Origin of the sequence: Methyloligella sp. GL2, assembly GCF_013341275.1 — a bacterium.
Classification (GTDB): domain Bacteria; phylum Pseudomonadota; class Alphaproteobacteria; order Rhizobiales; family Methyloligellaceae; genus Methyloligella.
The window spans coordinates 225,063-249,980 of record NZ_CP054476.1 but is presented as its reverse complement, the minus strand read 5'-3'; the positions used below and the strand labels follow the sequence as shown (position 1 = coordinate 249,980).

Below are 24,918 nucleotides of genomic sequence, written 5' to 3'. Positions count from 1 at the left end.
ATCGGGTCGGATTGAAGGGGAGGGACAATTCGCGCCCCCGCCGTGCAAAAGCCGGATATCGGGGCAAAGGCAGAGAAGGCAAGGGTTTTCAGTGCAAGATCGCAAGCTACGCATCGGCACCCGCGGCAGCCCGCTGGCGCTTTGGCAGGCCGAGCATGTGCGGGACCTCCTCAAGGACAGCGGCTTTCCGGAGGAAATCGAGGTGGAGGTGTTCTCCACCGCCGGCGACCGTATCCAGGACCGCCCTTTGCGGGAATTCGGCGGCAAGGGGCTGTTCACCAAGGAAATCGACCAGGCGCTGCTCGACGGCCTCATCGATCTCGCCGTCCATTCCATGAAGGATCTGCCGACCGAGCTTCCCGCCGGCACCCATCTCGCCGCCATCCCCAAGCGGGGCGATGTGCGCGATGCCTTCATCAGCCGCAAATCTTACGCGCTGATGGATCTGCCGGAAGGCGCCGTGGTCGGCACCGCCTCCCTGCGCCGTCAGGCGCAAGTGCTGCGCCTCCGCCCCGATCTGAAGGTCGAAACCTTCCGCGGCAATGTGCAGACCAGGCTGCGCAAGCTGGAAGACGGCCTCGCCGATGCTACACTGCTTGCCTATGCCGGGCTGGAGCGGCTGAAGCTGACCCGGCACGCCGCCTCGGTCATTTCCGTTGAGGAGATGTTGCCCGCCGTCGGCCAGGGTGCCCTTGGCATCGCCTGCCGCGAGGAGGATATGGAATTGCGCCAAGCGCTCGGGCGTCTGCACGACGAGGAGACCGCCACTGCGATTGCCTGCGAACGCGCCTATCTCGCTCGGCTCGACGGCTCCTGCCGCACGCCCATCGCCGGCCTGGCCGAACTGGACGGGGAGACGCTTCGCTTCCGCGGCATGATCCTGGCGACCGACGGCAGCCGCTATTTCGAGACCGAGCGTTTCGGCGCCGCCACCGAGGCCGCCGAGATTGGCGATGCGGCCGCCAAAGATCTCCTCGCCCGCGCCGGCCCAGACTTTCTGGCCAATATCGTCTGATGCGGCTGCTGGTGACGAGACCGGAGCCCGACGCCGAGGCGCAAGCCGAAAAGCTGCGCCGCCTCGGTCACGTGCCGGTTCTCTCGCCGCTGTCCAAGATCGTCTTCCTCGGCCCGCCCCTCGCCCTGCACCGGGCCCAGGCGCTCGCCGTCACCAGCCGCAACGCGCTCCGTGCCATCGAAACGATGCCGCAAGCCGAGGCATTGCGGAAATTCCCGCTCTTCGCCGTGGGACCGGCCACGGCCTCCATGGCCCGCCAACTCGGCTTCACGGAGGTGATCCAAGGTCCGGGAACCGGAAAGCAGCTGGCCGCGCTGATCCGCGAACGGCTCGATCCGCGCCGCGGCAGCCTCATTCATCTTGCTGGCGCAGATCTCGCCCATAATCTGCAATATGCCCTGGAAGGAGATGGCTTCACCGTGGAAGTTCCGGTGGTTTATCGCGCCGAACCGATCGCGCGCTTTAGCGATGCGGCACTGGCACATTTCTCCGCCCAGGATATCGATGGCGTGCTGCTGATGTCGCCGCGCGGTGCGGAGACTTTCGCCCGTCTTGCGAAGAATGCGGGGATCGCGACGGATCGGCTGCAGGCCTTCTGCATTTCTGTGAACGTGGCAAGGAATCTGGAAGATTTAGGCTGCAAGATCGCCGTCGCAGCCAAGCCCGATGAGGAAGAACTCCTTGCGCTCCTCCCGCCGGGCGCGCCATCCTCCTGAGACAGACGAAATCGCCTAGAGACGAAAGAGCGAGGTGCCATGGCCGGATCGTTCGGCGACAGCAACGACAACGCGGATAAGCGGCCCGGTCGCACTATCGAAGGCACTGCTGAGGAGGTCTCTGTCGAGGGCGCCGATCGTTCCGCCGAAGAGTCTTCCGGCAGCTCCGTATCCGAACCCGAACAGGCTGCGCAGAGCGATACCGCAGAGACGCCGTCCGAAGAGACAGCCGAGCAGGAATCTGCCGAAGACGAGGCGGCAGATAAGCCTGCCGAGGAAGAGCCCGTTTCCGAGCAGCCGGCTGCGGCCGCCCCGCCCTCGACAAAGTCCGGCGGCGGCTTTTTCGGCTATCTCTTCGCCGCCCTGCTTGGCGGGCTGATCGGCGCCGGCGCCTTTGCCTTCGCGTTGCCGTTTCTCCCCGCCGGCGTGGCGCCATTCAAGACCGATCTGGAGACCCGCATTGCCGCGCTCGAGGCCAAGCCCGCGCCCAAACCCGCCGTCTCTGAGACCGAGGTCGCCGCGTTGAAGGATCGCGTGACCCGGCTCGAGGACACCATGAAATCCCTGGCCGCCCAGGCCGAGAAGGGCGGCTCGGTCGCCGATGCCGCCGCCACCAGCCAGCAGATCGCCGAGGCCGAGAAGCGTCTCGAGGCCGAGATCGACAAGAAGCTCGCCGCCGCACAGACCGGAGCCGGCTCGCAAGCGCTCGATACCCTCACCGGCGAGGTGGATGGGTTGAAATCGCAAGTCGCCGAGATTGCCGCGCTGAAATCGCAAATCGCCGAACTCGGCCGGACCCAATCGACCGAGACGGGCTTAAGCGCCTCCGATCAGCAGGCCTTGAGCGATATGCGCGCGCGCATCGCCAAGCTGGAGGGCGAGATCCCGGACCTCTCCTCCAGCGTCGCGCAAACCCGCACCGAGGCGCAATCCGCCGCCCGCGCCGCGGCCCTCGCCGATCTTCGCGCTACGATTTTGAGCGGCGCACCTTACGCGACGGAGCTTTCCGCCTTCACCGCCCTCGGCAAGAGCGAGGAGACCGGTGCGCTTGTCGCCAGTGCGCGCCAGGGCCTGCCGACGCTGACCCAGCTTCAGGCCCGCTTCGACGCGGCGGAGACCAAGGCCCTCGCCGCGGAGGTAACGCCCGCCGACGACACGCTGCTCGGCACGCTGATGTCCAGCGCCAGCTCCATGGTGAAGATCCGCCGCCTCGACAGCAAAGGCGAAGGCGATAGCGCCGATGCGGTCCTGGTCCGGGCCCGCAACGCGCTGGATGCCGGCAATGTCAGCGGCGCCGTCAGCGAGGTCGAGACCCTGACTGGCCCGCCCGCCAAGGCCATGGCCGATTGGCTCAGCCTCGCCAAATCGCGCCTTGCCGCCGAGACCGCCCTGAAACGCCTCGCCGGCCAGGACGTTTCGTCTGAGCCTGCCGCGCAACCCTCCACTGCAGAAAGCCCCGCCCAACCGGGATTGTAATCCGATGATCCGTATCCTCACCTTCATCGTCGCGATCGGGCTCATCGCGTTCGGCTTTGCCTGGCTCGCCGATCAGCCCGGCTCGATCCAGGTTGAGTGGTTCGGCTATCAGATCGAGACCTCGGCCTTCGTCGGCGCCGTGGCGGTCGCCCTGCTGGCCGCCGCCGTGCTGTTTCTGTGGTCCTTCTTCCGCTTCCTGCTTACCCGGCCCGGCGCCATCGCCTCCAGCGTGAAGGAGCGCCGCCGCCGCCATGGCTTCGAGGCGCTGACCCGCGGCTTCCTCGCCATCGGGGTCGGCGACCGCGCCCAGGCCCAGCAGAGCGCCTCCGCCGCGCGCCGCATGTTGCCCCACGAGCCGCTCACCGCGCTGCTCAAGGCGCAAGCCTTCCAGCTCAAGGACGACCGCGAAGGCGCCCGCCGCGCCTTCGAGGCGATGCTCGACAATCCGAAGACGGAGCTCTTGGGCCTGCGCGGTCTCTTCCTGGAGGCCAAGCGCCGGGGCGACGCGGAAGCGGCCCGCCAATTCGCCGAGCAGACGGTGGAGAAGAATCCCAATCTCGGCTGGAGCGTCAATGCGCTGCTCGACCTGCAGGCCCGCGCCAACGATTGGGAAGATGCGCTGAAGACCCTCAGCACCGCCCGCCAATACGATCATATCGACGGCAAGACTGCGCTGCGCGACCGCGCCGTGCTGCTGACCGCCGAGGCGACCGAGCTGGAGCGGCTCAATCCCGACAAGGCGCTGGAGCTTGCCAGCGAAGCCCACCGCATCGCACCGGAGCTGATCCCGGCGGCGGAGATCGCCGGCCGCATTCTCGCCTCCAAGGGCGACACCCGCCGCGCCTCCCGTCTCCTCGCCAAGACCTGGAAAAAGGCGCCCCATCCCGATCTTGCCCTGGTCTACGGCCACGCCAAGCCCGGCGAATCCCCCAAGGAGCGGCTGAAGCGGGTGAAATATCTCGCCGGCACCACGCCGGATGAGATCGAAGGGCATATCGCCGTCGCCAATGCCGCCATCGAGGCCCATGAATGGGAGGAGGCGCGCTTGGCGCTCGCCCCCTATATCGCCGATCGCCCCTCGGCTCGCATCTGCGCCTTGATGGCCCGTATCGAGGCGGGCGAGTTCGGCGATCGCGGCCGCGAGCGCGAATGGCTGGCCCGCGCCGTACGCGCCCCGCGCGACCGGGCCTGGATTGCCGACGGCTATATCTCCGACCGCTGGCTGCCGGCCTCGCCCGTCACCGGCAAGCTCGATGCCTTCGAATGGAAAGCACCGGTCGATGCCATTGGCCGCGGCGACGACAGCCTGATCATCGAGGAGCCGGCCGGCGAGGAGGCGGAGGAGCCCAAAGTGCTCCCCAGCGATGTGGAGCATCAACCGGCCGCCGAAGACGTCTCGCCGCCGCGCGAGATCGAGGCCAGCGCCACGCCGGTCGAGGTGATGCCGGCGCAAGAGACATCGGAACAAAAGCCGCAAGAGACATCGCAAGAAACCTCCGAAGAGCCGCCCGCCATCACCGCCAGCTGGGCCGGCGAGACGGAGGAAGAGCAGGGCGCGAAGGACGAGCTGCCGCGGGAAATGCCGCCGCTCGATAAGCCCGTCTCTGAGGAGACGGCGAAAGCGCAGAAGCCGCCCCGCTACGAGCCCATCCGGGAAGAGGCGGCGGCGCCTGCCGCCGAAGAGCCCAAACCGGGTGCTAAGCTCGATGCCGAGCCCCCTACAGAGCCCGCGCCGGCGCCCCGCACCGAAGCATCGGCCGAGCAATCCTATATCCCCTCCCGCCCGCCGGACGATCCGGGCGTCGGCTCGGAGGATTATGAGGAAAGCGAATCCGATCTGGAGCGCCTGCGCAGCGCCCATGTCCGCTAGGCGTGCGTTAGATTTGTGCGCTGAGCGCTAGAGCACCCAGCGGAACGCCCGCTTCAGCTCCGCGACCCCGTCTTTTTCGTACCAGCGGCCATGGGCGAGGATGATTCGCTCCGGCGCCCAGGCGATCATCTGCTGCACCGCTTTGCGCACCTTGTCGCGATAGCCCAGAAAGCTGAACTGCATGTCGATCGGCGTCCTGCCGTCCGGGTCGGCGGTCCCGGCCCAGCGCATCGCCAGCTTGTAGAAACGCGAATGCATGCGGTCGAGCTCGAAATTCTCGATCAGGTCGGTGAGAATCAGCGTGGACGAGGCGCGATGAAAGAAATCCACCTCGGTCAGAAGATTGCCCGGCACCAGCACTTGGTCGATCTCGCCGGCCCAAGCCTCCGGCGCCTCGCCGCCGAGGATATGGTCCAGCGCCAAGGGCCGCTTCGCCGCGCGTGCCAGCCCTGGCGCGCCATAGACGGCAGCCTCCGGAAACCGTGCCTTCCACTCCGGCACATACCAATAATGCAGCGTGTTGGGCGCGATCAGGAAGCGAATCGGCCCGAGCGCCTCCAGCGCCGCGATCAGATCCTCGTCCAGCGCGATCGGCGAATGCAGCCAGAGCGAGCCGTCCTTCAGCCGGATCGCCGTCATCCGCGTCGGAAACGGCATATGCAGGCCGAGATAGTTGAATTTGATCTCCGGCCCGTCGACGATCCAGATGTCGTCGGCCACCGGCTTGGGCACATTGAGCGGCGCGTAGCCCTGGTAAATCGCATCCATGAATAGACTCGTTCGTTTATAAGTCGCGTTCCGGCCTGTTCGGCCCGCTTGCATCCGCCCGCCATTGGCAGTAATCACGAGCGCACCGAGGCCTCCCCGAGGGATTGCCCGGAAGACCTTAGGTCTCAAAGCCGCTTTAGCTCAGTTGGTAGAGCACATCATTCGTAATGATGGGGTCGCGTGTTCGAGTCACGCAAGCGGCACCACTTTTCCCAGCCCGAGGAAGTCAAAGTGCGCAGATGACCGGTGGTCCATACGATCCGAGAGCCGTCGCCAACCTCATAATATGTTAGTGGCGTCTGCTACTCGATGACACTAACGACAACGTCGCCCTGTTTGACGACCACTCGCCTGACGTGATCGCGGATATCCGGCACAGAGTAATCTACAGCAAGCTCGACCGTACGTTCGCCCTTGGATCGCTTCCCGCGCCAGTATTCGTACGGATAGTCCGAAATCCGAGCGAAGGTCGACTCATCTCTGGGATGCGGCATAGGTTTTGTGCAGCCACTGTTCATCGGACAAAGCCATATGGCGTCCCGGTGAGCTTCGATCAGCGAACGCGTGTCTACCTCAAGTACGTCGTGCTCTCGGTCCCGGTACGCCTTGGCGCCGGTTAACTTGTGCAATCGGCCTTCCGTCAACCAAAAGAAGGCTTTTGCGTTCAACAACCCGTACCAGTCCGCCGGGGTTAGATGCCCTGGCAGGCACCGCTTGAGCCCCGCATCGCTCATCGGAATCTGATCGCGCACAACAGCACGCGGCAACCCACTCGCCTGAAGTCCAACGCCACATGGGCGGTGCTGCCTCTCGATCCCGCTTCGTAGAGGTTCTTGAACAGCGTAAAGGTCCAAAAGTGCCGACGTGCTAAGTAAGCCTCGCTCCTTAATGGATGCCCATGATCCTCGCTCGGCCATGTGATAGAGCGTTGGACAATCGGCGATCAGCTCTTCAAGTTCCTCTTCGGTCACCACGCTCTCCGGTCGATAATGTTCCGCCAGTTGAAATCGGTCGACAGTAGCGAAACCGGCCTCCCGGAGACCCGTTCGATTTCTTCGACGAAGCTGATCGTTTCAGGGGTCAACTGCTCGAATCGGTACGCTTCCCGATTCTTAAAATCAAAATAGTCGACGAAGGTGAGAGCGATATCCGTCGGCCCATTTAGCTGTACTGAATCTTTGAATTGAACCCAATCAAACTCGGCAATTCGGCGCTCGCGGTTGGTTGTGGTCGTCGTTTCCGTTCGCTTAAGCTGGTCCAAGGGGATACCGCTTCGCTTATGAATGTCTTCCATCGTCAATTCGTACGCCATCTCCCCTGATGGCCCCCCGACTCTGATTGGGTACGTGCGACAGACCATGATAACTTTACGCACGTTCGAGGGAGCGATCCCTGCATCAGCAAGACATCCAGAAACCGTAGTATCGCGGGTCGTCACATGGGGGTACTGTCCATGGTGCAGGCTCAGCGACGTACCCTGAGTACCCTCAAGCAGTATCCGTTTCCCCTCCACAATTGCATCAGCAATCACCTTCCGGGCGTTTCCGATATACGGTTTCAGGTCGGGACAATCCTTGGCTAGGAACTGTGCTTTCTTCTCTTTATACGCAGACCGACCAGTCATCTTTCGGGCCGATGCGATGCCAACGCCTTGGGCGGTCGAACTTATGCTCTTGAAGCGTTTCTCCTCCTCTTTCTGGTCATCATCGGTAATGATCATGGCTTGAGCGTCGATGGTTAGGCGATCCGTAGAAATCTTATGAGCCGCAATCTCTTCCAGGAGCTTCGGAGGAAAGATGACCGCACCTGGACCCAACAACAGTTGCGCGTTGGGGGCGCGTCGCGTGCCAGAAGGAAGATGATAGTATTTTTCTGGATCCGGTTCGGCATAGACTTGGTGGCCCGCGTTTGGTCCGCCCACCCGGATTAACAGATCGTACTCGGGTGCAATGTGCCCAACGATATTTCCCTTCCCTTCACTGCCGTACTGACCGCCAATCAGCACATCGACGAGTGCGTCATTCGAACGCGGATAAAGGTTCAGAAGCGCGGTAGCGCGAACAAGAACCGCTTCTTCACTGCACTTGTCCGTAGCAACGACGACATCCGCAATATCCGCGAGCTTTTCTATCTCTCGCTCAGTGCGGTTCCGCTTTAATGCATCGTAACCGACGGTCTCGTCTTCTTCTCGCTGGCGGCACCCATAACGCCTGCGAAGTTCCTTGGGAGTCGCCGTGAGATGGATGTGATGGACTTCCGCGCCATATGCCTTCCGAATTGCCGCTATCTGGCCGGGAATGCGGACTGAATCTACAACGTACAAGCCTTTGGGCGTCTGTCCCTTTGAAGAAATGTCCACGACCCTCTGAAGTGCTTCTCCCACCCAAGCACCGCCGTCGGCATTGTCGAGTCGCTGCCCTGCCAACTGCAATGCCCGGCGCGCGGGTTTCGTTTTCGGAGCTTTCTTCAGTATCAATTCTTTTGTTTTGATGATTTCGGCATGGTGCTTTTCGGTCAATTGTCGGACAAGCGCCGATTTGCCAGAGCAAATCGGGCCAGACACTAAAACAATCCGGAGAGCAGCGTGTCGGTTCGCCAATCAAAATAACTCTAGTTGAGGTCGTCTGGGCGGTGGATCGTAGACCGTAACGAACACTCCTGCTCGCACCATTATGTCGTCAAGCATCTCTTCAACTGTCCCCCAATCACCACCGGCAGATCCCGTACCTATTCGTGGCATATGGACAGTCGCCCCGGTTTCCTTGGCTCGCTGTGTTACTGCTTCAAGACAGTTCTTCAGGGCAGAGTAACGGATTCGTGGAAAGAGGGACGGCCCATGTCCTTCCTGCGCGATTAAGCTCGCAATAGTGATTTCGTCACTCGCCTGCGAGAATATCGCTCGGCCAAGCCGTTCGCTGCGGGGAAGATGAACAATTTGTTCCCTAAATTGGACCTCAGCATCTGGGAAGCGGCCGGCCATCTTCCGCGCCACACCGCCCCCCCACGTACCAGCCTTGTCGTTCACCAGTTGACAGATGATTTTCTGCCCGCCGTTTCGAGGCTCAAGGATATTGCCGTGGAGAATTCTTATTGGCTTCAGGTCTACTTGCGCTCGGTCAAACCTGACTAGTCCGGCGACGCGCGGATAGACGTTACCGGGGTAGGCGGGAATTCCAACGCATTCGATCTGCGTCGGTGAACCGATTACCCAGCTCTCTACCGAACGATCCGTGTATCCAATAGCCGTACAGCTATGAATGACACTGCTGGCTGGAACATCCGTCCCAGATATCTGAGCCTTTGGGGCAGTGGGAGAACCAACAAAATAGTTAACCGTATAGCGGCGCTCGGCCTTGCCTGATTGATGCGGTGACGCGAAGAACACGCCGATAGGCTGTGTGGAGATCTTGGCAAGTCGAATAAGAAATGCCTCCGCCGAAACATCGTATTCGCGACGCTGGCGCATCAGGTCTTCAATCGAGGGTACCGTTGATGCCGATGACAAGCTACCGATGGGCAGGACGAACTCGGACGCTGCCAGATTGCAGAGCATTTCGAGCTGCCAGTCGTCCGCAATCTCTTTCTGCCCGCCGCGATTCCGAATTTGGTCGTGCCAATCTGGAAAGAGCATGTGCGCTACTTCGTGAGCGATCGAAAATCGGACACGCTCGCGTGGTTGTTGGGGATTGAACTCGATCTTCGGTCCGCTCTCAGTTGCGACTAGGCGAGCGTCAGCGATGCTAGAGTTCGCCTCAATTTGCACGTCTAACATTTCGGCGATGCGGAGCGGATTGAAGGGAGGTCCTTCCCACCCGCTCTCCCTCGCCTTCAGAACAAGCGCACGGGCGGCCCGTTCAATTGCTTCAAGCGGGTCTGCGTTCTTTGCGAACGCCTTCACTGATTCATTTGTCCAGTTGATTGCCGGAGCGTTCTGCATAAGTCTTCGAGCGACACACGTAAGGGACAACTATAGGACCGATCACGAGTTACAACTAGCCACCGAATTGCGTTCCATTGCGGAAGGTCGACAGCTCGGCGAGCAGCAAGTGCCGGAAAGACCGGTGGCCACTTTCCCATTCATTCGACGCCGCAAGCGTCTTCTTAGCTAATTTCCGGAGAAGGAATAGCTCGCCGCGCTTCGCGGCGCCTGCATCACCATCGGCTGCCGGCGGGCGACCGGCGCGTTGGGGATGCGCTGCATGCGCGGGCGGCAGTAATTGCCGCTCTTGCCGGTATTGGAGACCAGCAGGTCGACATGGATGTGATCGCCGTGATGGCGGTCGCCGCCTGGCCCCAGCACCGTATAGAAGGTCTGGCAAGCGCCGTTATAGACCTCGCGCAGGAAGGCCTGCTCCGAGGCCGTTCCCCGCGACCAATGCTTCTTGACCACGATCTCGTGGCCGTCGGCGAGGCGGAAGCCGCCGATATCGAGGGCATTGCCGAAAGCGTGCTCGGAGGCCTTGCCGCCGGCGCTGTTCCGCGTGCGGCAGGAATAGGCGGCCATCTGCTTGATCTCGACCACCGGCTGGCCGAAGCGCCGCATCGCCGCCGGCTGCACCGACTTCTGCACCCAGTTGTTCACCGCCGCGGTGATCGGGCAGTTGACGGTCGCCGCCGGGCTGACCTTGACGCGTCCGCCCATCAGCGCCGAGACGCGCAGCGCATGATCCATGCCGCAGGCGCCGCCGCCCTTGGGGCTTTTGGTTTCGACGATATAGGGGGCTTGCTTGGCCAGGCCGCTCGCCATGCATTGGGCTTCGCCCTTGCTGCGCCACTCGCCGCGGCTGGCGCCGAACGGACTCATCGAGCAGCCGGCAATCGTTGCCGCAACGCCGAAGGCCAGCAAGGCAAATGCCGCCCAAGCGGCCCGGTACGCAGAACACCCTGTCATGCCCGCTAAAATGGGGCGGAACTGATGAATAAATTTTCAATCAAATGTGGGCGAAACGAGGCTATTCGAGGCCGAGCGTGGATCGCGCCTTTTTGCTAATCGACTGCCGCGTCTGGAAAAATCCCTCCCAAGGGTCGCTTTTCAGGCTGGCCAGCCGCCGCGGCAGGGTCGAAACCGTATAGGCGGCCGCTTGGCTGAGGCCGCTGAGCTCGTCCCAGCGCAGCGGCGTAGCGACCGGCGCGCCCGCCCGCGCCCGGGTGGAGAAATTGACGATGGCCGAGCTGCCGCGCTGATTGCGCAGGTAATCGACGAAGATCTTGCCCTCGCGGGCGCTCTTGGAAAGCGTGGCGGTGTAGCGGTCGCCGCGCGCGGTCACCAGCGCATCGGCCACAGCCTTGCAGAATGCCTTCACCTCGTCCCATCCGGCCTTCGGGGTGAGCGGCGCCACCACGTGAAAACCCTTGCCGCCGGTGGATTTCAGGAAGCTTTTCAGCCCCAGATCGGCGAGGAAATCCCGCACCTCGATGGTGGCCGCTTTCAGCGTCTCGAGCGAGAGACCTTCATCCGGATCGAGATCGAAGACCAGCCGGTCCGGCTTATCCAGCGCCTTTGTCGAGACGCCCCAATCGTGGATCTCCAGCACCCCGATCTGCACCAGGGCGAACAGGCCTTCGGCGTTCTCGATATAGAGATACTTCTCCTTCGTCTCGCCGCCGGGAATGGCGATTTGCTTTATCGCAGCGCTCATCCCCTTCATGGCGTGGCGCTGGAAGAAGCACTCTTCCGTGTGCCCCTCTGGGCAGCGCACCAGGCTGATCGGCCGGTCGACCAGATAGGGCAGCATCGCGTCCCGAACCTTGTCGTAATATTCGGCGAGGCCCAGCTTGGTGAGACCGATCTCCGGATAGAGCACCCGGTCGGGGCTTGAGAGTTCGATCCCGTCGAAACGCGGATCCTTCGCCATCTTGCCGCTCTCCTCTGACGCCTTGGCCGCCATGTCGCGGAACACCTCTTTCGCCGGCTTGTCCTCGCGCAAGCCCTGAAAGCTCGGATGGCGCAGGCGCCCCTCCGGTGTCCATTCGGTGAAGCGAACCGCGCCGACCAGCTTCGGGGAGAGCCACACCGCATCGCGCCTGTCGGCGGTCGGCACCTCTTCGAAAGGCGCGGTCTTGCGCTCCAGCGGCTTGAACTTCGCCGCCAGCGCTTTCAGCGTCTTGGTATCGAATCCGGTGCCCACCTTGCCGGCGAAGATCAGCCTATCGCCGTCATAGGTGCCGAGCAGCAGCGAAGCGAAGGGCCGCCCCCGCGCGCTGGATTTGGCATAGCCGCCGATGACGAACTCTTCCTCATGGCTGCACTTCACCTTCAGCCAGCTCTTGGAGCGGCCGGAGCGGTACGGCGCACTGGCCCGCTTGCACATGATGCCTTCCAGCCCCACCGCGCAGGCCTTGGCGAAGAACACATCGCCCTCGCCTTCGATATCGTCGGAATAGACCAGCCGCTCCGGCAGTTTCTTGGCGAACAGCTGCTTCAGCGCCGCCTTGCGTTTCGAAAGCGGCTCGTTGCGGAGATCCTTGCCGTCCAGCGCCAGAAGGTCGAAGGCGTAATAGCGGATCGCCGGATTGTCGGTGTCGATATGCTCCTGCAGCGCCTTGAAGCTGGTCAGCCCTGAAGGCAGCACGAAAGCCGCCTCGCCATCGATCAGCGCCGATTTGCAGGAAAGCTTGGAAAACGCCTTGGCGATGGCCGGGAAGCGCGCCGTCCAGTCCAGGCCGCTGCGGCTATAGAGGGTGACCCGATCGCCGTCTTTGCGTGCCTCGATGCGGTAGCCGTCGAACTTCACCTCATGGATCCAGCCTTTGCCGGGGGGCACCTTGTCCACCAGCGTGGCGAGCTGAGGTTCGACGAAATCCGGAGCGCTCGCGCGTTGGCTGGGCGCTTTTTCGCCGCCATTCTTCGCGCCGCTCTTCCCGCCGCTATTCTTAGTCTTGCCCGGCGTTTTCGACGGATCGGAGCTCCACACCGCGCTCTCGCCGTTCTTGATCTCGTCCATCGTGCGGCCGCTGGCGACGCTCGTGTCAAAGCGCTCCGTCGGCTCGCCGCCTGTCTCCGCCGCATCGTCGGAGCCCTTGATCAGCAGCCAGTTCTCGCGCTTCTGCCCGCGCTTATCCGGCTTCATCCGCACCAGATGCCACTCGCCCTTCAGGCGCTTGCCATGCAGCACGAAGTCGAGATGGCCCTTCTTCAGCCCCTTATCGACATCGCCGATCGGCTCCCAGCTGCCGCGATCCCAAAGCATCACAGGGCCGCCGCCATATTCGCCCTTAGGGATCACCCCTTCGAAGCCGCCATAGGCGAGCGGGTGGTCTTCGGTGCGGACCGCCAGGCGCTTCTGCGAAGGATCGGTGCTGGGTCCGCGGGTCACCGCCCAGCTCTTCAGCACCCCGTCATGCTCCAGGCGGAAATCGAAATGGGTGCGGGTCGCGGCGTGTTTCTGGATGACGTAGCTATTGCCGGAGTCGGCTTTGCGTTCCGGTCCGGGCTCCGGCGTCTTGCCGAAATCGCGCTTGGCCCGGTATTCGGCGAGAAGATCGCTTGCCTTACCGCTCGCCTCGGTCATGGCCTAAGCGGATTTCCGCCGTGCCGTCTTGGTCGGTTGAGTCTTTGCGGTCCGAGACTTGGCGCTCCGGGATTTGGCGCTTCCGCCGGTCCGCGTCTTGCCCGCGCTCTTCTTATTGTCCTGGCTGGCGACGCTTTTCTTCAGCGCGTCCATGATGTTGATCACCTTGGCCGTCTGCGGTGCCTCGGAGATCGCCTCCGGCTCGCGCTTCTCGATCTTGGCGTTGATCAGCTCCCACACCGCCTGTTCGTAATCGTCCTTCAGCTTTTCCGGCTCGAACGGGCCTGATTTGCGCGCGATCAGCTCCTGGCCGAGTTCCAGCGCCTCCTTGTCCACCTTCACGTCGGGAATCTCGTCGAAGAACTTGTCCGCCGAACGCACCTCGTCGGCATGGCGCAAGATCTCCAGGATCAGCCCGCGCCCGCAGGCCTTGATCGCCGCAATCGAGCTGTGGCCGCGCATCACGAATTGGCCGATCCCGACCTTGCCGGATTTTTCCAGCGCCTGCTGCAGCACCGCATAGCCCTCGTCTGCGTCCTCGCCGTCGGGCAGCAGGTAATAGGGCCGTTCGTAGTAGCGGGCATCGATCTCCGATTGATCGACGAAGCGGATCAGCTCGATGGTCTGCTTGCTCTCCAGCTTCAGCGCGTCGATCTCCTCTGGATCGAGCAGCACATATTTGCCCTTCTCATATTCGTAGCCCTTGATGATCTCGTCGGTGTCGACCGGGCCGACGCTCGGCGCCACTTTCTGATAGCGGATGCGCTCGCCGGTCGGCTCGTAGATCTGATGCAGGGCGATCTTCCGCTCCGTGGTGGTCGCCGGAAAAAGCCGCACGGGGATGGTCACCAGGGAAAGCCGAAGCCGGCCGGTCCAATAGGGGCGGGGCAGCGCCATGACGCGGACTCCTAAGACTGTGATCGCCGTTTGCGCGCATGTGCCGGGCAAAAAGGACCAACGAACGCGCGAAACCGGGGGTTCCCGCGCCAGACCGGGGTGAAGCCCCTTGGCGCGCGCCTATTTGCCCAGTTTATAGCCGTTTTCCCTAAGAACCCGTTTGAGTGCCTTGGGGTAGGTGACGGTGATCTCCTTCACCGGGCAGTCTCCGCCCGGCTTCACCGGCTCGGGGCAAATCTGCAGGCCCCAATCGTCGGACTTGTCGTAATAGTTCAGCATCAGCTTCCAGGCCGCCTGCCCTTCGCCGAGCAGGCTCTTCTGCGCCACATAGCCGGCCAGATAGGCATTCGGATTGTCGCTATTGGCGGCGCGCACGAGGCCGCCGAGATAGCCGGCCTGCAATTTGCGGAAGGCCGGATCGGCGCTGACAGTCTCCGTCTTGGCATCTTTCACCGTCAGCACCATCAGCGGCGCGGTGGAGCAGGCGTAGCAGCCGAAGGCGTAGAGGAAGGCGGGATCGCGGGCGATGAATTCGTACAGCCCGTCGCCGTTATAGTCTTTCGCCGGCACCGGTCCGCCGTCGAAGCTCCCCACATCCACGATCGTCCAATCGGCGCTGTCCTTGAGCTTGGTGATCACCTTGATCACGCCGCAGCAATGCGCGCCGCCGGAATAAGACGAGACCACCACCTCCGGTGTATCGTTGACCGGATCGACATCGGCGATCTGCACCGTGAACGGGAAATGGGTCTCGTAAGGATCGACCGTGAGCTGCGCGGTTTGCTGGCCGCTATCGAACACCGTCACCACCGACGAGGTGGCCGGACCGTCCGCATCGTTCGTATCGGCATAGCTCACCCGCACGCTGACATCGCCCTTGGCGAGATCCTGCGGCTTCGTCTTGGCGCTGACGTCCTGGCCGCCAGCCTCCATCTGCGCGCTGCGGTCGACCCCGTCGACCTCCGGCGCCTTGAGATAGCGTTTGTCGAGTTTTTGCACCGCCTGAACCAGGCTCGGCTTGGCCAAAGCCGCTTGGGGCACTAAGAACGGGGCCGGAACGATGCCAAGAGCGAGAAAAACATACGAAAATCGGGAAAACCGGCCGCGACGAGCACCAACGGACCTCATAAATGACCTCCCAGCGCAGAATATCTTTCACAGCAATCTGACAAGCCTAGCCCATTCCGTTCCGAAGCTCTAAATCAACTCCGCATCTTATGAAGAATTGGCCAGAAGACCGAGGAACCGCCATGACCGATGACAGCAACAAAGCCCCGGCCCGCATTCCGGCGGCTGTCGTGACCGGTGGCAATGACGGTATCGGCCTGGCGCTGGCCCGCGAATTCGCCAAGGGCGGTCACAATCTGCTGCTGGTCGCCCGCAATGCGGAAAAGCTGGCGGAGGCGGCGCGCAAGATCGAAGCCGAGTTCGGCGTGCGCTGCGCCTATACCGCCCAGGACCTCGCCACCGAAGGCGGCTGCGAGGGCGTGGAGCAGGCGCTGGCACGGGAAGGGCTCTATGCCGAGTATCTGGTCAACAATGCCGGCCTCGCCTATGGCGGCTTCTTTCAGGATGCGGACCCGGACCGGCTCCGCACCCTTCTCGATCTCAATATCCGCGCCACGGTGGACCTGACCCGCCGCCTGCTTATCGGCATGCTGGCGCGCGGCAAGGGCGGCATTTTGAATGTCAGCTCCATGACTGGCTTCATGCCGACGCCCTACGAGGCCACCTACGCAGCCAGCAAGGGCTTCCTGATCCAGTTCAGCCGCGCGCTGAACTACGAGACCATGTGGACCGGGGTCAATGTGTCGCTGCTGGCGCCGGGCGTCGTCACCACCGATATTCACGAGAAGGCCGGCGCCACCACTTCGCGCTATCTTTACGTGATACCGTCGATGACGCCGGAGCAGGTGGCTGCGATCGGATATCGCCGCTTTATGAAGCGTTCCAGCGTGATCATCCCCGGCCTGGTCAACCGGATCCTGATCCTTCTTTCCAAGCTCACCCCCACCGTGCTGCTGCTGCCGGTGATGGGGCTGCTGTTTCGGATTCTCGACGAGAGCGGCGCTGCGCTGCCCCCCGGGCCCCTGCCGACGCGCGAAGAGCTTGAGAAAGAAACGGTTTCCAAGCCAAAATAGGAACCAGGGTCTAAGAACGAAACCCGCCCGAAACCTATTTCACCCCAGGCACCCGCCCGAAAGAATTATCAATGTCTTCCAACCTGGTCATCTATGGCTCGCTCGCTCTTGCCATCATCCTGGAGGTCGTCGGCACCTCCGCCCTGCAGGCTTCAGAGCAATTCACCCGCCTCTATCCGACCGTGCTGATGGTCGCGAGCTATATCACCGGCCTGTATTTCCTCTCCATCGCCCTGAGCGCCATTCCCGTCGGCATCGCCTATGCCACTTGGGGCGGCGCCGGCATCATCCTGATCTCGCTCATCGGCTTCGTGGTCTTCGGCCAGAAGCTGGACCTGCCGGCGATCCTCGGCATCACCCTGATCATCGCCGGCGTGATCCTGGTCCACGCCTTCTCCAAATCCTCGGTGCACTAAGCGGCGTTAGCGCGTCTCAAGAAGCGCCAGCAGGCTGGCGCCTGGCGACCAATGTGCCGCCTGCCAGCCCGTTTCGCGGGCGGCATCGACATTGGCCTTGGTATCGTCGATGAGAACAATGTTTTCCGGCGCCGCGCCGCTATGTGCTGCGGCGGCGTCGAAAAACGCGCGGCTAGGCTTCCGCGCCGCGACCGCCGCCGAATAGATCATGCCGTCGACATGATCGCGGAGGCCGAGCTGCTCCATAAGATGGCGCGCTCGCAGATGCTCCTGGTTGGTGGCGAGGAAGATGCGCATGCCGCGCGCTCGCAGTTCGGCGCAGTCCGCCAGAACGGCGTCATCCAGAGCGGAATCCTTCGCAAACCAATAGGCGATGAAATCTTGCGCGGTGACCGAAGCGGAAAGCGCCGGCAGGCAGGCCTCAAGCGCCTCGAGCAGCGGCGTCCGGCCGATCACGATGTCCGGCCAATGGGGCTCGAAGAAGATCTCACGCAGCCGATCCGGCGCGATGCCGAGATCACGCTCGATATCGGTGGCCCAAGACTTGCCGTCCTCCGGGCGCCCGTTGACCACGACCCCGTCGACATCCAGCATCAGACAGCGCTGCATGAAGTGTTGTTCCAGAAAGCACCAAAACCTGGGCCGAACCTAAGGCATCGGGCGAAGAGAGGGAAATGAGTCGAGCGCCTTGGCGCTTGCAGCGCCCATCGGAGGCGCGAGCGGGAAGGCCATCCGAGCGTCCTCTTGGCGCTCGCAAGGGCGACCGCCCGCCCGCGCGTAGCGCGCTGGCGTGAGACAAAAAATCGAGCGTCTCAGCGCCCGACCGGGCGCCGGCCGAAAGGCCGCCCCATCGGAGGCACGAGCGGGAAGACTATCCGAGCGCTTTTGGCGCTCGCAAGGGCGACGGCCCGTCGCGCGGTCAGCGCGCCCGTCGGAGCCATGCGCGAAGCGCATTGGCGTGAGACAAATAGAGAGAAAAATGGTGGAGCCGAGGGGAGTCGAACCCCTGACCTCAGCAGTGCGATTGCTGCGCTCTCCCAACTGAGCTACGGCCCCACAGGAACATCCGGCATGGCCCCACGATTCGCGGGGCCGATCCGTTGTCGAGATCGAGGCCATATAGGGAGCGGCCCGGCGCGATGTCAAGCGAGCCGAGAAGCAACGCTGCCGAGGCTTAATGGCGCGAACCCCATAGAGGCTCTTGCCCTCGGCCTTTCCTCTCCGTTACATGAACGGCCATGAGGAGGCCTCTATGGTTCCATTGATCAATTTTATTGTTCTTCTGATCGATCTCTACATTTGGGTCATTATCGCCAGCGCGATTTTGAGCTGGCTGATCGCCTTCAATGTGGTGAATACGTCCAACCGGATCGTTCTCGCCATTGCCGAGACGCTCTACCGGCTCACAGAGCCGGCATTGAGGCCGATACGCTCCATTCTTCCCAATCTCGGCGGCATCGATATCTCGCCGGTGATCCTGATCCTGCTGCTTCTGTTCATCCGCGATGTGGTGATCTTGGGTTGGATCGTGCCGGCGCTGCTGATGTAGCCGGTTCGGCGCTTTGCCTGCCGAAGCCAAGCCTCCCTATCGCGTCCTATCCGATGGGCTGATGCTTGCCGTCCGCCTCACGCCGAAATCCTCGCGTGACGGCGTCGACGGGGCGGAGTTGCATGGCGAGGAGACCTATCTGAAGGCGCGGGTCCGCGCGCTTCCCTCCGAGGGTGCCGCCAACAAGGCACTGGAGAAGCTGATCGCCAAATGGCTGCGCGTGCCCGGCTCCAGCGTCTCCGTCGCGCAAGGCGGCAAGTCGCGCCTGAAACAGGTGAAGATCGACGGCGATCCGGAAGAGCTCGCGTCGAAGATCGAAGCCTTGCTCGCATCGTAATGATTCACTGAAGCTGATCATAAAACATGCGTCATCACCGGGCCGTGGCGTCCCGGCGTTGCGCGCCGGCTGACGCCGCGAGACCCGGTGATCCAGGGCGGCAAGGCAAGGCGCGAGCTGCCCTGGATGGCCGGGTCAAGCCCGGCCATGACGGCAGTGTTCTTCGCAAGGCCAAATCTCAAGTTCGGCAACGCCGCTAAGAGCCCCCCTCAATCTCCCCCCTTTTAGGGGGGGAGATACGACATGCCTGGCTCCCTCCCCCTGCAAGGGGGAGGGTTGGGGTGGGGGTCAAACGGCGAAACTGGAACGAGCGGCTTAAGCCCCGAGCGCCTCGGCGATCTCGGCGCAGATTGCCTCCGCCGCGGCACGCGGGTCTTCGGCCCTGGTGATCGGCCGGCCGACCACCAGATAATCCGCCCCCGCCTCGATAGCCCGCGTCGGCGTCACGATACGGCTCTGATCGTCGGCGCTAGCTCCTGCCGGCCGGATCCCCGGCGTAACGATCTTGAATGGCTCGCGCAGGCGCTCGCGCAGCGCAGCGGCCTCCAGCCCCGAGGCGACCACCCCGTCGAACCCGGCGGCCAGCGCCATATCGGCGCGCTGCTGCACGACAGAGCGCGGCGGCGCGTCGATTCCCTGCTCCTGCAGATCGGTGTGATCGAGATTGGTCAGCACAGTGACACCGAGCAGCTGCAATTCGCTTTTCCCCTTGCCGCGCACCGCCGCATCCAAGGTCTTGCGGTCGATGGCATGCACGGTGAGGAAGGCCGCTCCGCTCCGCGCAATCGCTGCCGTCGCCCGTTCCACCGTCGCGCCGATATCCAAGAGCTTGGCGTCGACGAAAATCTTGGTGCCGTCTCCGGCGAGCCGCTCCACCAAGGCAAAGCCGCCGGAGAACAGAAGCTCCAGCCCGATCTTATACACCCCGGCCGCATCGCCGATCTTGGAAATCAGCGCCTCGGCCGCGGCCACATCCGGCACGTCGAGGGCGACCATCAGCCGGTCCTGCGGGATTTGCGGAGCGGCGCCCATCAGGCTTTGAACCGCCGTGCGGCGACTGCCAGAGCCTCGACCGTATCGGCCACGAATTTCTGCCGCATCTCGTCCTTCAGGCTGCCATCCTCCTCGAACGCGGAAGCTGCGCCCGGCACGATGGCCTGCTGCGGGATCATATTGGCCCCGAGCCCAACCTCCAGCACTTGGCGCAAGGCGAGGAGGCTGCGCATGCCGCCGAAATAGCCGGGCGAGGCGGCGCCGATGGCGAAGACCCGGGTCTTGTAGACATCGGGGCCGTGTTCCTTCGGCACCCGCGAGACCCAGTCCAGCGTGTTCTTCAGAAGCGGCGTAATCGAGGAGTTGTATTCCGGGGAGGCGATAAAGACACCGTCATACTCCGCCATCAGCGCCCGGAATTCGAGCGCCGCCTTGGGCGGCCCCTCGTGCTTCTCCAAATCGCCATTATAGAGCGGCATCTCGTACTCGGCGAGATCGACGAACACCCCTTCGATCCCGTTCGCCGTGGCGATGTGCTGAGCCAGCCGCGCCATTCTCTTGTTGAACGATCCCTCGCGGGTCGAGCCGGCGAAAAACAGTAGCCGCATGCCATAAATCCTTTGCCTGGAGAGCGATGCAAGGTGAGCCGAAAACCTTGCGGCAGAGTGGTAGCAAGCGGAGCAGAGCGCCGCAACGCGGAGTCTATTTGTCGGAAATCGTTTCCGGCTCGTCTCCCCCGAACCAGTGGCGCAAGGGGATCGAGACCGCCGCGGCGAGCGGCGTTGCCAGCGCAATGCCGAGAATGCCGAACACAGCGCCCATCACCAGCTGGCTGAGGATCACCACCGCCGGCGGCAGGTAGACCGCCTTGGATTGGATCAGCGGCGTCAGCAGATAGCTCTCGATGCTCTGCACCACCACGTAGAGGATGAGCACGTAGGAGGCGAGTTCCAGGCTGGTGCCGCCGGCCACCAGAACCATCGGCACCGCGCCGATGATCGGACCCAGATACGGCAGGAACCCGGCCAGCGCTGCGAACAGCGCCAAGGTGAAGGCGATCGGCACGCCGAGGATCATCAGCCCGATATAGGTGAGCACGCCGATCACCGTCATCGAGATGCCCTGGCCGATCAGCCAGCGCCGCAGCACGCTGCCGGTCTCCTTCAGAAGCTTCTTCATCGCCGGCTGGTCCTTGGGCGGCGCCAGCTTGACGGCAAGCTTGATATGGGTGTCCGGATCGGCGGCGATATAGATGCCGAAGAACAGCACGATCATCCCGCTGGCCAGCACGCCGATCACGTTGCTGGCGAAGACGGTGGCGCCCGAGGCGATGCCCCAAGGCTGCATGTTGGACAGGAAGTCGACCAGATTGAAGTTCTTGAAGAGCGTCTCACCCTCTTGCAGGTCGAACACCTGGCTGGAGAGATTGGTGAGGCCGGATCCAAGCCCGCGCACCAGCTCCGTCGCCTGGGTGACCAGCGTCGGCCCGGCACCGACGATCACCGCGACGAGAAACAAGAACAGCACGATGATCAGCCCCGCCAGCGCAACCAGCTGCGGGACGCCGGTCAGGTCGTAGATCGCCCGGCTGCCGCCATGCAGCACGATGGCCAGCAGAATGCCGGCGAAGGCGAGCAGGATCGGAATCCGCGCGAACCAGGCGACGGAAGCCAGCGCTAGCACGATGCACACGCCGAGCGTCGCCAGCATGGCACTGCGCATCACCGGCCGCTCGCGGAGTTCCTCCTCGAGCTGCGTATTGTCTTTCGAAGCGGAAGTCGCCATCGAGCCCTTCGATATTCCAGCGCGAAAACCCTTACGGCGATGCGCCGGATAGCACAAGGACGCCGAAGATGAGTGGCGAGAAGCCTAGCTCTCCTTCGAGCCCTCGCCGATGCTATCGAAGAATTCCTTCATCCGCGCAAAAAAGCCAGCGGATTCGGGGCTGGTCTTCTCGTTTGACGCCTCTTGGAAGGCTTTCAGCAGATCCTTCTGCTTGCGCGACAGGTTTTTCGGCGTTTCCACCTCGACCTGAATGTAAAGGTCGCCCTGCTGCCGCGAGCGCAAGATCGGCATGCCTTTGTTCTTCAGGCGGAACTGCCGGCCGCTCTGGGAGCCGTCCGGCACCTTCACCCGCATGGTGGCGCCGTCGATGGTCGGCACCTCCACCTCGCCGCCGAGCGCTGCCGTCGTCATGGCGATCGGCACGCGGCAGAACAGATCCGCCCCGTCGCGCTGGAAGAACTCATGCGGCTTGATGGACAGGAAGATATAGAGATCGCCGGGCGGTCCGCCGCGAAGCCCGGCCTCGCCCTCGCCGCCAAGGCGAATCCGCGTGCCGTCCTCGACGCCGATCGGGATATCGACCGACAAGGTGCGCTCGCGCATCACCCGGCCCGCGCCGTTGCAGTCGGGGCAGGGATCCTCGATCACCTCGCCGCGCCCTTCGCAGGCAGGGCAGAGCCGTTCCACGGTGAAGAAGCCCTGTGAGGCCCGCACCTTGCCGATACCGCCGCAGGTGGAGCAGGTGACGGGGGATGAGCCCTCGCGTGCGCCGCTTCCCTCGCAGGTCTCGCAGACAACCGAGGTCGGCACCCGGATCTGCGCCGTCTTGCCCTCATAGGCCTCTTCCAGCGTGATCTCCATGTTGTAGCGGAGATCGGCGCCGCGCTCGCGCGCCGGCCGGGTGCGCCCGCGGGGCGAGCCCATGAAGTCGCCGAACATCTCTTCGAAGATGGAAGACATCGAGGCGGAGAAATCGGAGCTGAAGCCGCGCGCGCCGCCCATGCCGCCATTTTCGAACGCCGCATGGCCGAAACGGTCATAGGCCGCCCGGCGCTGCGGATCTTTCAGCGCCTCATAGGCCTCGTTGACCTCCTTGAAGCGATGCTCCGATTCGGGATCGCCGTTATTGCGGTCGGGATGATATTCCTTGGCGAGGCGCCGGAAGGCGCTCTTGATTTCGCCGTCGGCGGCACTTCGGGTAATGCCTAAAGTTTCATAATAGCAACGCTTTGCCATTGCCCCTCCGGACTTTGCGCCATGCTGCTTAGCCTCAGGCTGGATTGCCTGGCGCAGTCTCTTCTATTGGATTCCGGCCGGGAAGCGATACCCCCCGGCCGGTGATCTCGGTTTTGGACTTACGCCGACTTCTTGTCGTCGTCGTCGTCCTTGACCTCTTCGAAGTCGACATCGACGACGTCCTCATTGCCGTTCTGCTCGGAGGAGGCCTGCCCCTCTTCGCCGGCGGCGGCCTGATTGGCCTGGTACATCGCCTCGCCGAGCTTCATGGAAGCCTGCGCCACGGCGTCGACCTTGGCCGAAATGGCCTCCGAATCTTCGCCTTCCAGCGCGGTCTTCAGCTCTGCAACCGCCGTTTCGACGGCGGTCTTGTCCTCGGCCGAGATCTTGTCGCCATGCTCGGCGAGCGTCTTCTCGGTGGAATGGACCAGAGCCTCGGCCTGGTTCTTGATCTCGACCAGCTCACGCCGCTTCTTGTCTTCCTCGGCGTGGCTCTCGGCCTCCTGCACCATCTTCTCGATGTCGGTCTCGCTCAAGCCCCCAGAGGCCTGGATGCGGATCGACTGCTCCTTGCCGGTGGCCTTGTCGGCGGCCGACACGTTGACAATGCCGTTGGCGTCGATATCGAAGGTAACCTCGATCTGCGGCACGCCGCGCGGTGCGGGCGGAATACCGACCAGGTCGAACTGGCCCAGCATCTTGTTGTCCGCAGCCATCTCGCGTTCGCCCTGGAAGACCCGGATGGTCACGGCGTTCTGATTGTCTTCCGCCGTGGAGAACACCTGGCTCTTCTTGGTCGGGATCGTGGTGTTGCGGTCGATCAGCCGGGTGAACACGCCACCCAGCGTCTCGATGCCCAGCGACAGCGGGGTCACGTCGAGCAGCAGCACGTCCTTGACGTCGCCCTGCAGCACGCCGGCCTGGATCGCTGCACCGATGGCAACCACCTCGTCCGGGTTCACGCCCTTATGGGGCTCGCGGCCGAAGAAGTTTTTCACCACCTCGGAGACCTTGGGCATGCGGGTCATGCCGCCGACCAGGATCACCTCGTCGATCTCGGCCGCTTTCAGCCCGGCGTCTTTCAGCGCGTTTTGGCACGGGGTGATCGTGCGCTGGATCAGATCGTCGACCAGGCTTTCCAGCTTGGCGCGGGTGAGCTTCATGGTCAGATGCTTCGGACCGGACTGATCGGCCGTGATGAACGGCAGGTTGATCTCGGTCTGGGTCGCGGAGGAGAGCTCGATCTTCGCCTTCTCGGCCGCCTCTTTCAGGCGCTGCAGAGCGAGCTTGTCGCCGCGCAGGTCGATACCGTTCTCCTTCTTGAACTCATCGGCCAGATAGTCGACGAGCCGCATGTCGAAATCCTCGCCGCCGAGGAAGGTGTCGCCATTGGTGGCCTTCACCTCGAACACGCCGTCGCCGATCTCCAGGATCGAGATATCGAAGGTGCCGCCGCCGAGGTCGTACACGGCGACCGTCTTGCCGTCCTTCTTCTCAAGCCCGTAGGCGAGCGCCGCAGCCGTCGGCTCGTTGATGATGCGAAGCACCTCGAGACCGGCGATCTTGCCGGCGTCCTTGGTGGCCTGGCGCTGGGCGTCGTTGAAGTAGGCCGGAACGGTGATTACCGCCTGCTCGACCTTTTCGCCGAGATAGCTCTCGGCCGTCTCCTTCATCTTCTGCAGGATGAAGGCGGAAACCTGGGACGGGGAATACTTCTTGCCCTGGGCTTCGACCCAGGCATCGCCATTGTCGCCTTTGACGATGTGATAGGGGACCAGCTTCTGGTCCTTGGCCACGGTCGGATCGTCGAAGCGGCGTCCGATCAGGCGCTTGATCGCAAACAGCGTATTTTCCGGATTGGTGACCGCCTGGCGCTTGGCCGGCAGGCCGACGAGCCGTTCGCCTTCATCGGTGAAGGCGACCATCGAAGGCGTGGTGCGTACGCCTTCGGCATTCTCGATAACTTTGGGGCTCTTGCCCTCCATGACCGCGACACACGAGTTGGTCGTGCCGAGATCGATTCCGATTACTTTCGCCATATTCAAACCTCTCTTTCTGGCAGACCGTCCGGGCCCAATCTGGCACCCGGCTGATGCGCCCGCATCGTCGGAAGCGTGGCGCCGGTCCCCTTAAATGAATGCCGGCGATCCCGCCGAATTATGCGGCAGGGTTTCCGCGGATATATAGGGGCCGGGATTTTCGCCCGCA

Annotated in this window: 22 protein-coding genes and 2 tRNA genes; 9 read left to right on the top strand and 15 right to left on the bottom strand. The window is 63.0% G+C overall.

Annotation, left to right across the window (positions count from 1 at the left end; all coding sequences use genetic code 11):
• The first annotated feature begins 91 nt into the window (after positions 1–91).
• The 4 genes from hemC to HT051_RS01150 are packed head-to-tail and all read left to right on the top strand — an operon-like array spanning position 92 to position 5,077.
• The gene (gene hemC / locus HT051_RS01165) at positions 92–1,015 is read left to right on the top strand and encodes a hydroxymethylbilane synthase (protein WP_174540335.1); all 924 of its coding nucleotides are present in this window, start codon (positions 92–94) and stop codon (positions 1,013–1,015) included.
• Between the two features lie 11 nt (positions 1,016–1,026).
• Positions 1,027–1,731: a uroporphyrinogen-III synthase gene (locus HT051_RS01160; RefSeq protein ID WP_174540334.1), complete on the top strand. Its 705-nt coding sequence runs from the start codon at positions 1,027–1,029 to the stop codon at positions 1,729–1,731.
• Between the two features lie 39 nt (positions 1,732–1,770).
• Positions 1,771–3,207 (top strand): mitofilin family membrane protein, encoded by a 1,437-nt coding sequence (locus HT051_RS01155; RefSeq protein WP_174540333.1) that lies wholly within the window; start codon positions 1,771–1,773, stop codon positions 3,205–3,207.
• Positions 3,208–3,211: 4 nt separating this feature from the next.
• Positions 3,212–5,077 carry a heme biosynthesis protein HemY gene (locus HT051_RS01150; protein WP_174540332.1) on the top strand — a complete coding sequence of 622 codons (1,866 nt, stop codon included), beginning with the start codon at positions 3,212–3,214 and terminating at the stop codon, positions 5,075–5,077.
• A 27-nt stretch (positions 5,078–5,104) separates the two neighbouring features.
• On the opposite strand, the gene HT051_RS01145 is transcribed toward HT051_RS01150, so the two are convergent.
• On the bottom strand, positions 5,105–5,845 hold the full coding sequence (locus HT051_RS01145) for a DUF4336 domain-containing protein (protein ID WP_174540331.1): 741 nt from the start codon (positions 5,843–5,845) through the stop codon (positions 5,105–5,107).
• Between the two features lie 130 nt (positions 5,846–5,975).
• Here HT051_RS01145 and HT051_RS01140 point away from each other — a divergent pair.
• Positions 5,976–6,051: transfer RNA gene (locus HT051_RS01140), tRNA-Thr, on the top strand.
• A 96-nt stretch (positions 6,052–6,147) separates the two neighbouring features.
• On the opposite strand, the gene HT051_RS01135 is transcribed toward HT051_RS01140, so the two are convergent.
• From HT051_RS01135 to HT051_RS01105, 7 genes are all read right to left on the bottom strand, one after another.
• Entirely contained in the window at positions 6,148–6,816 is a 669-nt protein-coding gene (locus HT051_RS01135; RefSeq protein WP_174540330.1) for a hypothetical protein, read from the bottom strand.
• On the bottom strand, positions 6,813–8,363 hold the full coding sequence (locus HT051_RS01130) for an adenylosuccinate synthetase (RefSeq protein ID WP_246810129.1): 1,551 nt from the start codon (positions 8,361–8,363) through the stop codon (positions 6,813–6,815). The genes HT051_RS01135 and HT051_RS01130 overlap by 4 nt, the downstream gene beginning before the upstream one ends.
• 81 nt (positions 8,364–8,444) lie before the next feature.
• Entirely contained in the window at positions 8,445–9,782 is a 1,338-nt protein-coding gene (locus HT051_RS01125) for an ImmA/IrrE family metallo-endopeptidase (protein ID WP_174540329.1), read from the bottom strand.
• Between the two features lie 168 nt (positions 9,783–9,950).
• Positions 9,951–10,691 (bottom strand): extensin family protein, encoded by a 741-nt coding sequence (locus HT051_RS01120; protein ID WP_174540328.1) that lies wholly within the window; start codon positions 10,689–10,691, stop codon positions 9,951–9,953.
• Positions 10,692–10,797: 106 nt separating this feature from the next.
• The gene (gene ligD / locus HT051_RS01115; RefSeq protein WP_174540327.1) at positions 10,798–13,356 is read right to left on the bottom strand and encodes a DNA ligase D; all 2,559 of its coding nucleotides are present in this window, start codon (positions 13,354–13,356) and stop codon (positions 10,798–10,800) included.
• Positions 13,357–13,359: 3 nt separating this feature from the next.
• Positions 13,360–14,253, bottom strand: coding sequence for a Ku protein (locus HT051_RS01110; RefSeq protein ID WP_174540326.1), 894 nt, complete (start codon positions 14,251–14,253; stop codon positions 13,360–13,362).
• Between the two features lie 120 nt (positions 14,254–14,373).
• Positions 14,374–15,279, bottom strand: a complete 906-nt coding sequence (locus HT051_RS01105; RefSeq protein WP_174540325.1) for a hypothetical protein — start codon at positions 15,277–15,279, stop codon at positions 14,374–14,376.
• Positions 15,280–15,503: 224 nt separating this feature from the next.
• Between HT051_RS01105 and HT051_RS01100 the strand changes: the two genes are divergently transcribed.
• On the top strand, positions 15,504–16,394 hold the full coding sequence (locus HT051_RS01100) for an SDR family oxidoreductase (RefSeq protein ID WP_174540324.1): 891 nt from the start codon (positions 15,504–15,506) through the stop codon (positions 16,392–16,394).
• Positions 16,395–16,465: 71 nt separating this feature from the next.
• Positions 16,466–16,810, top strand: a complete 345-nt coding sequence (locus tag HT051_RS01095; protein WP_174540323.1) for a multidrug efflux SMR transporter — start codon at positions 16,466–16,468, stop codon at positions 16,808–16,810.
• Between the two features lie 6 nt (positions 16,811–16,816).
• Here HT051_RS01095 and HT051_RS01090 read toward each other — a convergent pair whose 3' ends face one another.
• Both HT051_RS01090 and HT051_RS01085 read right to left on the bottom strand, forming a co-directional pair.
• Positions 16,817–17,419, bottom strand: coding sequence for an HAD-IA family hydrolase (locus tag HT051_RS01090; RefSeq protein ID WP_174540322.1), 603 nt, complete (start codon positions 17,417–17,419; stop codon positions 16,817–16,819).
• Positions 17,420–17,790: 371 nt separating this feature from the next.
• Positions 17,791–17,866 (bottom strand) — tRNA-Ala (locus tag HT051_RS01085).
• A gap of 196 nt (positions 17,867–18,062) precedes the next feature.
• Between HT051_RS01085 and HT051_RS01080 the strand changes: the two genes are divergently transcribed.
• Positions 18,063–18,359: a YggT family protein gene (locus HT051_RS01080; protein ID WP_174540321.1), complete on the top strand. Its 297-nt coding sequence runs from the start codon at positions 18,063–18,065 to the stop codon at positions 18,357–18,359.
• Between the two features lie 61 nt (positions 18,360–18,420).
• Positions 18,421–18,696 (top strand): DUF167 family protein, encoded by a 276-nt coding sequence (locus HT051_RS01075; RefSeq protein ID WP_174542801.1) that lies wholly within the window; start codon positions 18,421–18,423, stop codon positions 18,694–18,696.
• 315 nt (positions 18,697–19,011) lie between these two features.
• On the opposite strand, the gene pyrF is transcribed toward HT051_RS01075, so the two are convergent.
• The 5 genes from pyrF to dnaK form a co-directional block, all read right to left on the bottom strand.
• Positions 19,012–19,728, bottom strand: a complete 717-nt coding sequence (pyrF, locus tag HT051_RS01070) for an orotidine-5'-phosphate decarboxylase (protein WP_174540320.1) — start codon at positions 19,726–19,728, stop codon at positions 19,012–19,014.
• Positions 19,728–20,297 (bottom strand): NADPH-dependent FMN reductase, encoded by a 570-nt coding sequence (locus tag HT051_RS01065; RefSeq protein WP_174540319.1) that lies wholly within the window; start codon positions 20,295–20,297, stop codon positions 19,728–19,730. The genes pyrF and HT051_RS01065 overlap by 1 nt, the downstream gene beginning before the upstream one ends.
• A 94-nt stretch (positions 20,298–20,391) precedes the next feature.
• The gene (locus tag HT051_RS01060) at positions 20,392–21,474 is read right to left on the bottom strand and encodes an AI-2E family transporter (RefSeq protein ID WP_174540318.1); all 1,083 of its coding nucleotides are present in this window, start codon (positions 21,472–21,474) and stop codon (positions 20,392–20,394) included.
• 84 nt (positions 21,475–21,558) lie between these two features.
• Positions 21,559–22,710, bottom strand: coding sequence for a molecular chaperone DnaJ (gene dnaJ, locus HT051_RS01055; protein ID WP_174540317.1), 1,152 nt, complete (start codon positions 22,708–22,710; stop codon positions 21,559–21,561).
• A gap of 119 nt (positions 22,711–22,829) precedes the next feature.
• A complete protein-coding gene (dnaK, locus tag HT051_RS01050) occupies positions 22,830–24,749 on the bottom strand; it encodes a molecular chaperone DnaK (RefSeq protein WP_174540316.1) in 1,920 nt (639 codons plus the stop codon).
• Positions 24,750–24,918: the final 169 nt, after the last annotated feature.